This is a genomic window from Clostridium sp. LS, from assembly GCF_002760435.1.
Taxonomy (GTDB): domain Bacteria; phylum Bacillota; class Clostridia; order Clostridiales; family Clostridiaceae; genus Clostridium.
Map to the genome: position 1 here is coordinate 25,533 of NZ_AUUU01000051.1, position 16,810 is coordinate 42,342.

15 protein-coding genes and 2 other annotated features are annotated in these 16,810 nt (G+C 30.0%); of the genes, 1 reads left to right on the forward strand and 14 read right to left on the reverse strand.

Features of this window, described 5'->3' with window-relative positions; all coding sequences use genetic code 11:
• Positions 1-82: 82 nt before the first annotated feature.
• From COL3_RS13420 to ytxC, 12 genes are all read right to left on the reverse strand, one after another.
• Positions 83-2,338, reverse strand: coding sequence for a stage V sporulation protein D (locus COL3_RS13420; RefSeq protein ID WP_008420790.1), 2,256 nt, complete (start codon positions 2,336-2,338; stop codon positions 83-85).
• 215 nt (positions 2,339-2,553) lie between these two features.
• Positions 2,554-4,815 carry a stage V sporulation protein D gene (locus tag COL3_RS13425; protein ID WP_008420791.1) on the reverse strand — a complete coding sequence of 754 codons (2,262 nt, stop codon included), beginning with the start codon at positions 4,813-4,815 and terminating at the stop codon, positions 2,554-2,556.
• A 185-nt stretch (positions 4,816-5,000) separates the two neighbouring features.
• Positions 5,001-5,531 carry a cell division protein FtsL gene (locus COL3_RS13430; RefSeq protein WP_180277943.1) on the reverse strand — a complete coding sequence of 177 codons (531 nt, stop codon included), beginning with the start codon at positions 5,529-5,531 and terminating at the stop codon, positions 5,001-5,003.
• A 17-nt stretch (positions 5,532-5,548) separates the two neighbouring features.
• Positions 5,549-6,481: a 16S rRNA (cytosine(1402)-N(4))-methyltransferase RsmH gene (rsmH, locus tag COL3_RS13435; RefSeq protein WP_008420793.1), complete on the reverse strand. Its 933-nt coding sequence runs from the start codon at positions 6,479-6,481 to the stop codon at positions 5,549-5,551.
• A gap of 12 nt (positions 6,482-6,493) precedes the next feature.
• The gene (mraZ, locus tag COL3_RS13440) at positions 6,494-6,922 is read right to left on the reverse strand and encodes a division/cell wall cluster transcriptional repressor MraZ (RefSeq protein ID WP_008420794.1); all 429 of its coding nucleotides are present in this window, start codon (positions 6,920-6,922) and stop codon (positions 6,494-6,496) included.
• A gap of 222 nt (positions 6,923-7,144) precedes the next feature.
• A complete protein-coding gene (pheT, locus tag COL3_RS13445) occupies positions 7,145-9,523 on the reverse strand; it encodes a phenylalanine--tRNA ligase subunit beta (protein ID WP_008420796.1) in 2,379 nt (792 codons plus the stop codon).
• Between the two features lie 46 nt (positions 9,524-9,569).
• Positions 9,570-10,589 carry a phenylalanine--tRNA ligase subunit alpha gene (gene pheS, locus COL3_RS13450; protein WP_008420799.1) on the reverse strand — a complete coding sequence of 340 codons (1,020 nt, stop codon included), beginning with the start codon at positions 10,587-10,589 and terminating at the stop codon, positions 9,570-9,572.
• Between the two features lie 78 nt (positions 10,590-10,667).
• Positions 10,668-10,892: a binding site (T-box leader), on the reverse strand.
• 80 nt (positions 10,893-10,972) lie between these two features.
• Positions 10,973-11,758 (reverse strand): RNA methyltransferase, encoded by a 786-nt coding sequence (locus tag COL3_RS13455; protein WP_008420801.1) that lies wholly within the window; start codon positions 11,756-11,758, stop codon positions 10,973-10,975.
• Between the two features lie 91 nt (positions 11,759-11,849).
• Positions 11,850-12,209: a 50S ribosomal protein L20 gene (gene rplT / locus COL3_RS13460; protein WP_008420803.1), complete on the reverse strand. Its 360-nt coding sequence runs from the start codon at positions 12,207-12,209 to the stop codon at positions 11,850-11,852.
• A 28-nt stretch (positions 12,210-12,237) separates the two neighbouring features.
• Positions 12,238-12,435, reverse strand: a complete 198-nt coding sequence (rpmI, locus tag COL3_RS13465; RefSeq protein WP_008420806.1) for a 50S ribosomal protein L35 — start codon at positions 12,433-12,435, stop codon at positions 12,238-12,240.
• Between the two features lie 21 nt (positions 12,436-12,456).
• Positions 12,457-12,978: a translation initiation factor IF-3 gene (gene infC, locus COL3_RS13470; RefSeq protein WP_035282902.1), complete on the reverse strand. Its 522-nt coding sequence runs from the start codon at positions 12,976-12,978 to the stop codon at positions 12,457-12,459.
• 15 nt (positions 12,979-12,993) lie between these two features.
• Positions 12,994-13,128, reverse strand: a sequence feature (ribosomal protein L20 leader region).
• 29 nt (positions 13,129-13,157) lie between these two features.
• Positions 13,158-14,057 (reverse strand): putative sporulation protein YtxC, encoded by a 900-nt coding sequence (gene ytxC / locus COL3_RS13475; protein WP_008420810.1) that lies wholly within the window; start codon positions 14,055-14,057, stop codon positions 13,158-13,160.
• A gap of 184 nt (positions 14,058-14,241) precedes the next feature.
• On the opposite strand from ytxC, the gene COL3_RS13480 reads away from it, so the two are divergent.
• The gene (locus COL3_RS13480) at positions 14,242-14,946 is read left to right on the forward strand and encodes a DUF6873 family GME fold protein (RefSeq protein WP_008420812.1); all 705 of its coding nucleotides are present in this window, start codon (positions 14,242-14,244) and stop codon (positions 14,944-14,946) included.
• 103 nt (positions 14,947-15,049) lie between these two features.
• On the opposite strand, the gene COL3_RS28815 is transcribed toward COL3_RS13480, so the two are convergent.
• Positions 15,050-15,214 (reverse strand): hypothetical protein, encoded by a 165-nt coding sequence (locus COL3_RS28815; protein WP_008420815.1) that lies wholly within the window; start codon positions 15,212-15,214, stop codon positions 15,050-15,052.
• Between the two features lie 170 nt (positions 15,215-15,384).
• Entirely contained in the window at positions 15,385-16,800 is a 1,416-nt protein-coding gene (locus COL3_RS13485) for an AMP-binding protein (protein WP_008420817.1), read from the reverse strand.
• Positions 16,801-16,810 lie beyond the last annotated feature (10 nt).

Sequence of the window (16,810 nt, forward strand, 5' to 3'; positions counted from 1 at the left end):
ATTAGTCTAATTTACTTTAAATCCTCTACAAAGAAAACAGTTTTAGTTTAAAATTAAGTTTTACTTTCTCTTTAGTTCAACTTTAATCTTTATAATCAGAGCTTAATGTTAATTTAACAGTTGTTCCTTTAGTGATAATTTCTCCTTCAGAAATATCCTGTGCTGAAACAGTTCCACTTCCATCAAAAGCAACTGCAATTCCAAGGCTTTTTAACAAAGTAACAGCATCATCTTTAGAATATCCCCTAACATTTGGCATTACAACATTATTATTATAAGTCGCATCACCACTTGTGTAAAGTGTTATTTTTGAGCCTTCCTTTACTGAAGATCCTGGGTATGGAGTCATATTTACTATTGTTTCTCCATCTGCATCTATATTGCAATCTAATCCCGCATTCTTCAATATTTTTTTAGCATCTTGAGCCTTCATATTCCTAACTTCTGGAATAACAACATCTTTATTAATTTTTTCACTGTCATCAGATGCTTTACCATTTAAATAGTTAAAAACATCTGTAAATAATAGTTTAGCATATGGTACTGCTACTTGAGCTGCATAATATGCACCATTACTAGGTTCATCAACAGTTATCATAATAGTAACTTTGGGATCATTAACTGGAGCCATCCCAACAAATGAAGAAATATATTTACCTTCCCCATACTTACCATCAATAACCTTTTGAGCTGTACCAGTTTTACCACCAATGTGGTATCCGTCAATAAAAGTAGCCGTCCCTGATCCTCCTGTTACAACTCCTTCAAGATAACTTCTAAGTTCTGCTGTCTTTTCCGGACTTGCAACTGTAGAAGTTTTAGGCTTAAAAGTTTCATCCACAATATTAACATTATTTTCGTCATTATGAGTTATTTCCTTCATTACATGGGGCTGAATTAGTGTTCCTCCATTTGCGATTGCATTAAATGCAGCCATATATTGAACCGAATTTACGGTGTTAGTTTGTCCAAATGATATTGTTGCAAGATCTGCTTCTGAAACCTTATCTACTGGTTTTACAATTCCAGGTGCTTCACCTGGTAAATCAATTCCACTCACTTTTCCAAATCCAAATTTCTCAATAGTATCGCATAGTTTTTGTTTACCAATCATTTGTCCCAATTTTACAAATCCTACATTAGATGAATTTTGAAGAATTTGAAGTAAATTTTGAAGTCCATTTTGTTGTTCCGCGTCCTTTACGGTAATACCGCCTACAGATATTGAACCATTATCTACAAATTGTGTGTCTTTATTAACAACATTATTTTCCAAACCTGATATAGTAGTAATTACTTTAAATATTGATCCGGGTTCAAATGTATCATTTACTAATCTATTTCTCCACATCTGTTGTACTTTATCATTACTATTTGCTCCATCAAATTTGTCTGCGCCCTTATTAGGATTATTAGGATCAAAATCTGGTTTGTTGACCATACCTAAAACTTCACCTGTTTTAGGGTCCATAACTAATATGGAAACAGCTTTAGCCTTATTTTCATCATAGCACTTCTTTGCTATCTTCTCAGCAAAGCTTTGAATATTTTCATCAATAGTTAACGTAACATCTTTTCCATTTACTGGTGATGTATAATTAGGAACAGTATACGGTAAGTCTGAATTATTTTTATCAAGCTCTGCTATCTTCATTCCAGGAATTCCTGATAAATATGAGTTATACTGAAATTCAACTCCAGTTAAGCCTTTACCATCAGGATCAGTAATTCCTAAAACATGTGAAAGAAAGTTGTTATTTGGATAATATCTTTTTGTATCTTGTGAAACTATAATTCCGTTTATATTAAGTTCTTTAATTTTATCAGCCATATCTTTTTCTATTTTTCGTGCTACAGTAACAGATCCTGCTTCAGCACCACTTGGAAGTTTCTTTTCTAAATCAGCTTTTATTTCTGATACATCCATATTTAATATCTTTGCAATTACTGGTGCAATATCATCATAATTTAATCCAGAGTTTCCTGCAGGTATAGGAATACCTACGCTTTTCATATGATCAAGTTCTTTGCTGGGAATGGATTTTAATTGTCTTTTTAAGTATGCTCTCATAGCGTTTAAATCAAAATCTACTCTATAGACATTAGCGGATACAACAAGTTCATTTCCATTTCTATCAAGTATCCTGCCTCTTTTAGCATCTATCTTTACTTCACTTGTCCATTGTTCTTCTGCTCTACCAGAATAGTCTGCACCATTAACCACCATTATATAAGATAATCTAATTATTAATAGCGCAAAAACTATTGTCAGTGAAAAAGCTATAATCCGTGATCTCTGACGCATTTTTCCTTTATTTCTGTATCTTATCTTTTTCAACGATGTTCCTCCATTTACCCTTTCGTATTAAAGCATTTTTAGATTTGAAATTTATAATAAGTTTCAAAAAATCCTTAAGTTACTATTAAAAAATATTAGCATGCGAGCATCCTCACATACTAATACTTTTTCATTTGTCTAATTCATTGCAAACTCTTTACTAAATCATAAACATTTAGGATAAAAACTTTCGCCTTAATTCTCATTATCCTTTTTTAATCTTTATAATCTGAACTCAATGTAAGTTTAACCGTCGTTCCTTTAGCTATTACTTCACCTTGTGAAATATCTTGCTCACATACGGCGCCACTTCCTTCAAAGGTAGGTACAATTCCAAGATTTTTTAACAAAGCATCTGCATCTTCCTTTGAATAACCCCTAACATCTGGCATTACAACATTATTATTATAAGTCGCATCACTACCTGTGTAAAGATTTATTTTTGATCCTTCTTTTACTGAATATCCAGGATATGGCGTCATATTTACGACTGCCTCGCCATCGCCATCCACATTAAAATCCAACTTCGCATCTTTTAATGCTTTTTTAGCATCAGCGATTTTCATATTTCTAACTTCTGGGATTACAACCTCTCTAGTAATTTGTCCTCCATTTTCATCAGAGAATTTACTATTTAAATAATTAAAAATATCAGAAAATAATGTTTTAGCTGGTGGTACTGCAACTTGGGCAGCATAATATACTCCGTTGCTTGGTTCGTCTATTGTTACCATTATAGTCACTTTAGGATCGCTAACAGGTGCCATTCCAACAAAGGATGATATATATGCCCCCTCTTGATATCTACCATTAATAACTTTTTGAGCAGTTCCTGTTTTACCACCAATATGATATCCTTCAATAAAAGTTCCTGTTCCAGATCCACCAGTTACAACTCTTTCAAGATAAGTTCTAAGTTCTGCTGTCTTTTCTGGACTTGCAACAGTAGTAGTTTTAGGTTTAAATGTTTCGTCAACTATCTCTGAATTATTATTATCTTGGTGAGTAATCTCTTTCATTACGTGCGGCTGAATTAAAGTGCCACCATTTGCAATAGCATTAAAAGCAGCCATATATTGCACAGAGTTTACTGTATTAGTTTGTCCAAACGATATTGTTGCTAGGTCAGCTTCTGAAATTTTATCCACTGGTTTAACTATACCCTTTGCTTCACCTGGCAAGTCGATTCCACTAGGTTTACCAAAACCAAATTTATTAATGTATTCACATAATTTTTCTTTACCAATCATAGCACCCAATTCCATAAATCCAACATTACAAGAATTTTGGATTATATCGGGAAAAACCTGTGCTCCATGCCCTTGAGTTCTCCAGCATTTTGGATTTATTCCCCCAACCTTCAATGAGCCTCCACAATAAAATTTAGTATCCTTATTAACTATATTTTCTTCTAATCCAGTAATAGCTGTTACTACTTTAAATATTGATCCCGGTTCAAATGTATCGTTAACTAGCCTGTTTCTCCACATTTTTTGCACTTTTTCCTCTGTAGTTGCTCCATCAAATTTATCTGCACCTTCACGTGGGTTATTAGGATTAAAATCCGGCTTATTAACCATTGCTAAAACTTCCCCTGTTTTTGGATCCATAACAAGAATTGATACTGCTTTAGCCTTAGTATCCTCATAAGCTTGAATAGCAGCTTTTTCAGCAAAGCTTTGTATATTCTCATCAATAGTGAGAGTAACATCTTTACCGTTTATTGGTGATGTAAACTGAGATATGGTGTAAGGTAAATCTCTATTATTTTTATCAAGCTCTGCAATCTTCATACCAGGAATTCCTGATAAATATGAATTGTACTGAAGCTCTACTCCGGTTAAGCCTTTACCATCAACATTTGTACTTCCTAATACATGTGCTAGAAAATTATTATTAGGATAATATCTCTTCGTGTCTGGAGAAACTAAAACGCCACTTATATTGAGCTCTTTCACTTTATCAGCTTTGTCTTTTTCTATTCTTCTTTTAACAATAGCTGATCCAGCTAGAGCTCCACTTGGAAGCCTTGTCTCCAATTTATCTTTTATATCGGCAACATCCATATCTAATGCTTTTGCAATTGGAGGTGCTATATCATCAGTTGTTAAACCAGCATCTCCTGATGGCACCGGAATCCCCTCACTTTTCATATGTTCAATTTCTTTACTTGATAAATCCTTTAAACTTCTTTTTAAATAAGTCCTTATAGAATTTAGATCAAAGTCAACTCTATACACATTTGCGGATACAGCAAGCTCTTTACCATTTCTATCTAATATTCTTCCTCTTATAGCATCTATTTTTACTTCACTTGTCCATTGTTCTTCTGCTCTTGCAGCATAATCAGCCCTTTTAACTATCATTATGTATGATAGTCTAATAGTCAAGATTGCAAAAACTAAGGTCAATCCAAAAGCCGCAATGCTCATCCTTTGGCGCATTTTTGCCCTATCTTTATAATTTTTCTTTTTCAACTTCTATTTCCCCCATGCACTTTCTTTTAGGCATAATATTGATATAGCATTAATTAATTTAGTCATTTATTATTTTGTAATAATTCTTTTACCAAATCATATAAAATGCAGAAAAAATATTATTATTACTGTCCCCATGTGAGTAATATAAAAGTTAAAATTATAAATAATACTTAATTATATAATTACTTTATAAACCCAATTAATCTTGAGAACAAGTTTTTTTCTTTTGTACTAGTTTCAGTTTCCTTGGGTTTCAAATCCTTAAAATAATTTTGAGAAAAATCAATTCTTACGGTTTCATCTTTATTTGGAACATACATAGCTAATTTGTTTTTAGCATTTTCTTGAATATTGCTCAATGAAGAATATTTTAATATCTGTACTTCTAGTGCTTCGTTATCCTCTTGAGTTTGTTTAATTTCATTAGTTAAACCACTCACCTTACCTTGCATACTGTAAACCTTGTTATCTTCATAAATTGTTATTAGACCAAGACCAATTACCATTACTGCAACAGTTAATAGATACTTTCTATCGTTCTTTCTTCTGTTTTTTAAAACAATATTTTTATTTGCTATTTTTCTTCGTTTTTTTATTTGTATTTGCTTCTTATCCGGTTTACGTATTCTCGTTTTTCTCTCTGGTGCTAATACTGTATTCCCTTTTATATAATCATATTCTCTTCTTGCCAATTTATTCACATCCCAACTCATTTATAACATAATAATAATTATAATTTTTCTATTATCCTAAGTTTAGCGCTTCTACTCCTTGGATTTTCTTCAATCTCATTCTTAGTTGGTTCTATGCCCTTTTTAGAAATCACTTTGACTAATGGTAATTTTCCGCAAATGCAAATTGGAAATTCTTTTGGACAATTGCATGGGTTTTCTAATTCTCTAAATTTTAGTTTGACTATTCTATCTTCTAAAGAATGGAATGTTATTATAGCCATTCTTCCACCTTTATTTAACTTGTTTACTCCATCTTCAATAGTTTTGTTTAATATTTTTAATTCTGAATTAACTTCTATCCTAATAGCCTGGAAGGTTCTTTTTGCTGGATGGGGGCCTTCTCTTCTCATTCTTGCTGGTATTGCAGCTTTAATGATATCCACTAATTCAAAAGTTGTCGCAATAGGTTTTTCCACTCTTCTATTAACTATAAAATTTGCTATCCTTTTAGCGAATCTTTCCTCTCCATAATCTTTGATAATCTTATATAATTCATCCTCACTATAGTTGTTTACAACCTCATAAGCTGAAAGATCATTATCTCGATTCATTCTCATATCTAAATCAGCGTCTTGCATATAGCTAAAGCCTCTAGAAGCTTCATCAAGCTGATATGAGGAAACTCCAAGATCCATCAATATTCCGTCTACTTTATCAATATCTAAATTATTTAATATATTTTCTATATCATAAAAGTTACTATGAACATATTTTACATTATCGAAATCTTTTAGTCTTTCCTTTGCTGCCTTAAGAGCATCTTTATCTTGATCTATCCCAACAAGCATTCCATCTCTAGATAGATGTTTTACAATTTCTGATGAATGCCCTGCTCCTCCTAAAGTGCAATCAACATAAATTCCATTTTCTTTTATGTTTAGTGCGTCTATACACTCATTTAATAATACTGAAACATGTTTAAATTCCATAATAAAAACTCCTTATATTCCTAAATCATTCATTTTTTCTGCTATTGAATCAAAGTCAATATTTGATTCATTGTATTCATTCCACTTTTCTTTGCTCCAAATTTCTACTCTAGATAATACTCCAATACTTACTATGTCCTTTTCTATACCTGCATATTCTTTTAAATTTTGTGGAATTAATCCCCTTCCTTGCTTATCTAACTCGACTTCACAAGCCCCAGAAAAAAAGAACCGCACGAAAGATCTTGCATCTTTGTTTGTTAAAGGCAAAGTTTTCATTTTTTCCTCTAGTATTTTCCATTCCTCAAGCGGATAAGCGTATAAACAACCATCAAGACCTTTTGTAATAACGAATTTGCTTCCAAGACCATCTCTAAGTTTTGCTGGAACAATTATTCTATTTTTAGGATCTAACGCATGTTGGTATTCCCCAATAAACAATATTCTCAGCTCCCACTTTAATATTTAACAAATTCCCTCTATTTTAATCCACTTTACACCACTTTTAACCACTTTACTATATTTATTCTATGTAAATGCAATTTTTCCTTCCTAAAATGAATATTTTTTATTTTTAAAGTAAAAAAATAACTGCTTAAAAATAAAATTGCTTTCATTTTTAAGCAGTTTAGCTTATTACTTATAATTTACTATTAAATAGCACTAATCTCTTAATGTAGCTCCAAGTTTGTATTCTAAAGACTTTAAAATCTTTTCATGTACTTTATTTACATCCTTATCAGTTAATGTTTTATTTTCGTCTCTATACCAAATAGCATATGCTATACTCTTTTTACCTTCTGGAATTTGCTTTCCTTTATATATATCAAATAATTCTATCTTTTCAACTAAATTTCCACCAGCTTTTTTAATTGTCTCTTCTATTTCTTGAACTAATAAACTTTCGTCAACAAGAAGTGCAATATCTCTTGTCACTGCTGGGAACTTAGGTAATGCTTTATATTTTTTATCCATATCAGTACTTTCATATAAAACATCTAAATCTAATTCTGCAACGAAGCATGGTACATCAATACCGTAATTTTCACAAACATCCAAGTGAACTTCTCCAATTGTACCCGCATTGTTTCTACCAACAATAATCTTTGCTGTTTTTCCTGGATGGTAACTTACATTTTCACTTTCTCTTTCATATTTAACATTTTTTATTCCTAAACCATCAGTGATATTTTCTACAACACCTTTAAGATCTAAGTAATCGCAGTCTCCATACATACCTATAGTTAACATATTTTTCTCTGTTGGCAGTTTTGTATCATCTTCATTTGGAATATAAATTTTACCCATTTCGAATAATCTAACATAAGAATTATTTCTCGAATAATTTCTGCCTAAACTTTCCATAATAGACGGAAGAGTTGAGGTTCTCATTACACTGTAATCTTCTCCTAATGGATTTTTTATCTTAACCACATTTCTAAGATTACTATCCTTTGGTAAATTTATTTTATCAAATACCTTAGGCGATACAAAAGAATAACTTATTGATTGATTTAATCCGCTACCAGTTGCAAATAATACAACTTTATCATCTAATAATCTCTTTTTATATTTTGGTTCTCTATCTGTTGAAACTTTAAAAATAGTTGTAGGAATATTATCATATCCATAAATTCTTGCAATTTCTTCAGCAATATCTTCTCTAATAGCAATATCAACTCTAAATGTTGATGCTGTTACAACCAATGTATCATCCTTTATTTCTGTAAATAAATCAACACTATCTAAGCATCTCTTCATTTCTTCTTTAGAAAGATTTGTTCCAAGGAAGTTATTTACCCAATTAGAGTCAACAGTTACAGTACTCACTTCTTTCTTATTCTTATAAACATCTATAGTACCTTCAATGACTTCCCCGGCATTTAATTCGCAAACTAAACTACATGCTCTATTTAGGGCTATCTCTGCTAAATTAGGGTCAATATCTTTTTCAAATCTACTAGAAGCTTCAGTTCTTAAATTTAATTTTTTAGAATTTACTCTTATATTAGTGCCATCAAAGTTAGCAGATTCAAAAATAACCTCAGTAGTATCCTCTTTTATTTCTGAATTTAATCCCCCCATTATTCCAGCAAGACCAATAGTTTTATCTCCATCTTTAATACAAAGGGTTGAATCATCTAACTCTCTTTCAATTTCATCTAGTGTAGTAAATTTTTCTTTATCCATGGCTCTTTCAACTACTATTTTATTAGTAGAAATTTCTCTTTTATCGAAGGCATGCATTGGCTGACCTATTTCAAGCATAACAAAATTTGTAATATCAACTATATTATTAATAGGTCTTACTCCTGCATCCAGAAGTCTTTCCTGCATCCATCCTGGAGAAGGTGCAATCTTAACATTTTTAATTCCCCTTGCCATGTATCTGTTACAAAGAGAATCTTTAATTTCAACAGTTAATTCATCATTTATGTTTTTAGAGTTCTTACATGTATATTCTAGATTAGGCATTTTATAAGCTGTTCTAAGAGCTGCTGCTGTCTCTCTTGCCATTCCTACCATGCTTAAACAATCAGGTCTGTTAGAAGTTATTTCAAAATCTAAGATAGCTTTATTTAACCCTAAAATTTCTTTTATATCATCTCCAAGTTTAGTATCTGCAGGCAATATCATTAATCCATGAACAGGTTCATCCCCCGCTATACCTAATTCCTCTTCTGAACAGAACATTCCATTAGATACTTCTCCTCTAAGTTTTCCTTTTTTAATTTTAGTTCCATCAGCTAGTGTAGAACCATGAAGAGCAACTGGTACAACATCCTGCTCCTTCATATTTGTTGCTGCTGTAACAATTTGTATTTCTTCGCTTCCTATATTAACTTGACAAATACTTAACTTCTCAGCATCTGGATGCTTTTCAATTTTTGTAATTTTTCCTGTTACTACATTTTGAATTACATCTCCAAGAACGATTAACTCCTCAAGTTGAGATCCTGTTAAAGTTAATTTATCTCCTAATTCTTTAGGACTAACATTTATATCAACATAATCTTTAAGCCAATTATATGGTACTTTCATCTTTCTTCCTCCTTATTTCTAACCAAAGGGTACTATATCTTATATTTTAGAATTGATTTAAGAATCTCATATCACTTTCATATAGTAATCTTATATCATCAATTCCATACTTCAACATTACCATTCTATCTACTCCAAATCCAAAAGCAAATCCACTATATACTTCTGGGTCAAGACCACAATTTTTAAGTACATTAGGATGAACCATTCCACAGCCTAAAAGCTCTATCCAGCCGCTTCCTTTACACACTCTACATCCTTCTCCTCCGCAAACAAAACACGTTGCATCCATTTCAGCAGATGGTTCAGTAAATGGGAAATGATGAGGTCTAAATTTAGTTTGAACTTTATCCCCAAACATCTTTTTAGCAAATAACTCTAGAGTTCCCTTTAGATCTGCAAAAGTAACTCCTTTATCAATAACTAAACCTTCCATTTGATAAAATATAGGTGAATGAGTCGCATCAACTGAATCTGATCTATATACTTTACCAGGAGATATCATTTTTATTGGTGGTTTTTGATTTTCCATAGTTCTAATTTGTACTGGTGAAGTTTGAGTTCTAAGAACTATATTATCATTGATATATAAAGTATCTTGCTCACTTCTTGCCGGATGATTTTTAGGTATATTTAAAGCTTCAAAATTGTAATGATCCAATTCAACTTCAGGACCTTCTTCAATTGTAAAGCCCATTGAAATAAATATTTCTTCCATACTTTGAAGAGTTAAATCCAAAGGATGTCTTTTACCTATAACTTTTTTTCTTCCTGGAAGTGAAATATCTATAGTTTCTCCAGCAAGCTTTTCTGCTTTTTCTTTATCTTTAATTATTTTTAATACACTTTCTAATTTTTCCTCAACAGCAGCCTTAGCTTCATTTACTAATTTCCCTACTATTGGTCTTTCTTCTGCTGAAAGACTTCCCATACCTCTTAATATTGTAGTAAGTTCTCCCTTTTTACCTAAGAACTTTACTCTGATTTCTTCTAATTCACTGCTGTTTTTTACAGCTTCAATTTGACTTAATGCAAGTTCCTGCAATTCTTTAAGTTTTTCTTTCATTATTGTTCTCCTTCCGATAAATTCAGTATAAAATAAATACTGGATTGATTTTTTTGCATAAAAAAATCGTCCCTCTATAAAAGGGACGAAAAATCCGCGTTACCACCCTAATTGGAACTTTAAATAAAAGTACCCAACTTAATTTAATTAACGACTTTCATTGCCGCCAGCCACTACTAAATTTTTCACAGCTAGAACTCCTGAGTGAACTTCAATATTATATTATTTAAGAAGGTTTGCAGTCCACGACCTTCTCTCCCTTAAAACTTTTCTAATATCTACTCTCTCATTCACAGTTTTTAAATATTTCATTAATACAACTAATTATACAAATAAATCCTAAAAATATCAATAGTCTTTTCTAAGTTTATGAATTAACACTTTTATATTTCATTTTGCCTAACTTTTTCATACATAATAACAGATGCTGCTATTGCAACATTTAAGGATTCAGCATTGCCAGGCATTGGTATCTTAACTTTTGTATCTGCCATAGCTAATACTTCTCCGCTCACTCCATTGCCTTCATTCCCAACTGTTAAAAGCACTTTACCTCTTAAATCCGCCTGAAAAAAGTTTTTATTTGTATCCAGGGAAGTTACAACCAAATTAAAACCTTTCCCCTTTAATTCATTTACTAAAGATAAATTTTCATCATCATAATGAATAGGCACGTAAAATATAGATCCCATTGTAGATCTGATTGTCTTTTCATTATATATATCTACAGTTCCCTTTGTTAATATAATTCCCTGTACTCCTGCCGCATGTGCAGTTCTTATTATAGTACCCAGATTACCTGGATCTTGAAGTTTATCACAAAGTAAATAAAAATCTCCATAAGCTTTTAACTTCATATTATTCATATTTATAACTGCAAGAATTCCTTGAGGGTTTTCTGTAGAAATAAGTTCTTTAAATAAATTATCACTCATTCTATAAATTTTTATATCATCATTTACTATATAATCCAATAAGTATTGCTCAATTTTTTCTTTTGCATCCTCAGTAATAATCAAATAATCTATATGTACTTTTGCCTTAAATGCTTCTTGTACTAATCTAAAACCTTCAATTATATATTTATTACTTTTATTTCGATTTTTTCTTTCTTTAAGTTTCTTTGTATTCTTAAATAAGTTGTTTTCCTTACTTTCTATAAATATCAAAGCATTACACCTCAAAATCATAGGCATACAAAAATATACGCCATATATTTATATATAAAAATAAAATGCGACCTAAGCCGCATTTTATGTATTAAGCGTTTAATTGTTTCTTAGCAACTTCTACTAATTCTGAAAACGCCTTAGGATCATTTATAGCTATTTCAGATAACATTTTTCTGTTGATATCTATTCCAGCTAATTTGATTCCATTCATGAATTTTGAATATGATAAGTTGTTTATTCTTGTAGCTGCGTTAATTCTAGCTATCCATAAACTTCTGTAATCTCTCTTCTTGTTCTTTCTTCCAACATAAGCATTTCTTAATGCTCTGATTACTGATTCATTAGCAGTTTTAAATAACTTACTCTTTCCACCATAGTATCCTTTTGCAAGTTTTAAAACTTTTTTATGATTTTTACGAGAATTCTTCGCTCTCTTTACTCTTGCCATTACTTAAACCTCCTGCACTACCTCTATTTTATAGGTATGGTAATAATTTCTTGATAGTTTTTTCTTGTGTTACTGAAACATATCCAGCTTTTCTAAGATTTCTCTTTCTCTTCGAACTCTTCTTAGTTAAGATGTGACTCTTAAACGCTTTAGCTCTCTTAAGTTTTCCTGTACCTGTCTTTTTGAATCTTTTTGCTGCACCTCTATGACTTTTCATTTTTGGCATGATTAAAATCCTCCTCTCAAGTTATGCCTTTTTAGGCCCTAAAACCATTGTCATGCTTCTGCCTTCTCTTTTAGGATGTTTTTCTATTAGGCAGACATCTTCTAATTTAGAAGCAAAGTTATCAAGAATTTTTTGTCCAATATGGGCAAGTTCCATTTCTCTACCTCTAAATCTGACAGTGATTTTAACTTTATCTCCATCTAATAGGAACTTTCTAGCATTTTTTGCTTTTATGTCAATATCATGTTCCTCAATAGTTAGACTGCATCTTATTTCTTTAATACTTATAACTTTTTGCTTTTTCTTAGCTTCTTTTTCTTTTTTTGATTGCTCATATATATACTTACCAAAGTCCATAATCTTACAAACTGGCGGCGTAGCATTAGGAGAAATCATTACTAAGTCCATTTCTTTTTCTTCTGCAAGTCTTCTTGCTTCAGCTGATGAGATAACACCTAACTGTTCCCCATCACTTCCAATCACTCTAAGTTCTTTTTCTCTTATTTCTTCATTCATAGAAAAATCTTTATTAATATTTTTCACCTCCGAAAAATTACATACATAATAAAAAGACGGCCATATAGCCGTCTCAACATTATCAACACATTATGCATCATGCATAAATAGATATCCATAACCTAACTAGTAGAATTAACACTGGTAGGTGAGAAACGGCTGTTTCTTCTTAACGAATATCAGTATACCATCTCTGTTAATACGTGTCAATATTTTTTTGCAATTATAAATTTTGAGTTATAATCTACATCACCTTCATGAAAAGTAACTCTATTTTCAAATACATTTTCTATTGTATCTAAAAATTCTTTATTTGTGCACTTCTCTTTCCCATATATATTTATATTTTTAGGAGCATTTGTTATAAGTCCGCTTATTAACACATCTTCCACGTTTAAATCTATCTTATTTTGCTCATTTATTACTTCATTATAAAAATCATAATATAAGTTTTTACCTTCTTTATCTCTTATAATATAATTATTTCCTTCCTCAATTATTATATTTATCTCTTCTATTTTACTTTCCTGTAATTCAACAAAATACTTTAATAGTTTTATGAATTCCTTATATTCTTTTTCTACCATATATCTTTCTACTACTTTATCTATAATTTTTTCTATGTCACTTCTAAGCTTCTTCATTCTAAAAGTTATAAAACCATCTATATTAATTTCTTGTTTTTCACTTATGCAATCTCTAATCATTTCGATCATGTTGTTTATCTTATTTAAACAATAAATTGAATCTTCATTTGGAGTATTTTCTTCATATTTTAGCACTTTTACTATTTCATCTTCTACTTCTAATATTTCACTTTGCTTTAAGAAAAAATAATTATCTGTTATAAATTCAAACATTTCCTTTTTTCTATAATTATCAATAACTATTCTATATAAAATGTTACTAACATATAAGTTAATAACTTCTTTTATTTTTTCATTATAGCATTCTTCTTCACATATTATCTTAATTATATGAGTTTTGCCTTCAATACTTTCAACAAACCCTATTAAGATATCTTTTTTCTTTAGTAATTCTCTTAGCTCTTGTAAGTCGCGGGAAAAACTCAAGTCTTCACTATAAGCTAATTTTAAAATAAGCATGGATTTCACTCCCTTCTTAATATTAGTATGTATTAAAAAATTCAGGATATGCAGAATTTATTTTTTTATTTTTTAACCAATAATAATCTATTTTTAACACTAATTTAACAATCAGTTGACATACATACCTTTTGAGTTCAAAATAAATTAATAAATATCTTAAATTATTTCAAAGGAGTATTGTATGCATTGTTTTGTTGACTATAGAATTACGAAAGAAGAGCTGCTTAACCTTTCAAAATTAAATACAAACCCAATATTAGTGCCAAAATGTGATGATGTTTATGAAGCCATAAACGGTCATCCTGATATACAACTAAGCACACTAAAAAATAAATCTAGTAATAAAATTATCATTCAAAAAAATATTTCAAAGAGTTTTATTAAGATTTTAGAGGAAAATAATATAACTTATTTAATTTCACAAAATTCATTATCTTCTAAATATCCTGGAGACATTATTTTAAATTCTTTAATCTTAAAAGAGTATTTTATACATACCTTAAAGTTTAGCGATGAAAATTTATTAAAATCTCAAGCTTCAAAAATACACATTAACGTTCCTCAGGGATATACAAAATGCTCTATTCTTCCAGTTACTGAAAATGCTTTAATAACTAGCGATAAAGGCATTTTTGAAGCTTTAAAAAAATATAAATTTGATATCCTACTAATTCCTCCTGGAGATATATTACTACCTTCACTAAATTACGGCTTTATAGGCGGGGTTGGTGGTATGATCTCTAATAATAAGATGGCTTTCTTTGGTGATCTAGATAGTTACAAATGGGGAGCCGAAATCAAAAAATTTCTTTTTAAATACGATGTCACACCCATTTCACTTAGAAAAGGAAAATTAATAGATCGAGGTAGTCTTCTGACCATATAATCATGTCCACTATATAATATGATTTCTGTTTTTTTATGTTACTTTTAAATCAATACAAAAAAGATAGCAATTATTGAACTTCCAACATTGCTATCTTTTCTATTTATCGAATTATTCTATTTTTAATTTCATTACTCAGTTTTTCTGCTTTTTCTTTCATAAACTCAGTCACGCTTCTTACCTCATTACTCATATCTTGAGCAAGACCCTTCATTTCATATCCCATTCTTTCTGCTCTTTCTTTAATTTCTCTAGTAAAATGCATCATTGTCAATATCTCCTTTCATATAAATTGTATATCTTTTATAAGTGCTATAAATTTAAATAAATTATTTATATAAAATTTATACATTAAGTTTGCCCCAAAATAGGAATATTATTAGTAAAAATTTGATTGTTTTAAAGATTTTCAAGTTTTTTTGTAGTTATTCGAAATTTCTATATATGATCTAGGAGGTTATCCTCTATTAATTTAAATCTATCAATTTTTCCCGAACTATTTAATGGCATATTTTGTATAAAAATAATTTTCTTAGGAATTTCAATCGGCATAAGATTAATTTTTAATTTTTCTATAATAGTCTTTTTTGTAATATCTTTATTTACAATAATAAATGCAGCAATTTCTTTTCCTTTATTATCATGATCATATCCTATTACCGCCACATCACTTATTCCATTAATTCTCTTTATTTCATTTTCTATCTTTATTCCACTAATTTTAAAGCCGCCTTTATTAATAACATTATCTTTTCTTCCCTCAAAAATTAAATAACCTTCACTATCAACATAGCCCATATCATAAACTGTACATGGATTTTTCATGCCTTCAACATGATATTTGGTATTTACGTAAATAAAATCATCTTTGATAATTATATCTATGTTTGGAAACGGCCTTCCAACACTTAAAGGCTTAGAACGAATTTCTTCATAATTTAAATATGTAATGTAATTTAGCTCACTTGCTCCGTAATATAATGTAATTTCTGAATTTGGAAACTTTTCCTTTAATTTATCTGCTGTCTTTTCAAATAGCAATTGTGATCCTGTAAAAATGCTTCGAACACTATCCACAGATTCCTTTAGAAATGTATTCAACATTTTCAACTTTGTTGGAACTAAATATATGTTTGTAACTTTTTCCTCATCAATCACAAGTATCCACTTCTTACAATTAAAATTGCTTACAGAAATTATCGTTCCTCCCTCATATAAAACTGACATTACGACATTTAAATTACCTGTAAAGCTTAAGCTTCCATTTATAAATACTTTAGAATCTAAATTTATTTTAAATACTTTGTTTTGAATTTTAAAAAAATCTGACCAACTCTCATATGTTCTATATAATACTTTTGGAATATCTGTAGAACCTGATGTAAGTGCTCCCATGCAAGCTTTAAATTTTTTTACATTGCTACTTAAAAAGTTAGTTTTATATATCAATATTTCTTCAAAGCCTAATCCTAATATATCTCTATTAATTTCTACTGTCGTTACATTATCGAATTTTAAATATTTGTCTGAAATAACATATTGTATATTGTTTTGTATTATTATCTTCATAATAGTTTCTGTTTTTAAACTATTATGCGCAATAATAGGAATTTGCTTTAAAAAATTACTAGCAAAAAATGTTAGAAGTTGAAAATAGAAATCATCACAATATATTAATAATTTATTTTTACTATCTTCTAAGTCGCTAGTCTTTATTATGTTATTTAATTTTTGTCCTAATAACTTTGATGCATTATACACTTCTCCATAAGTATATTTTTTTTCATCAATAACAAGGAAATCTTTATTTTCTCTTAACCTGCTCATTTCCTTTAATAATTTAAAATAATCCATTATCGTTCCC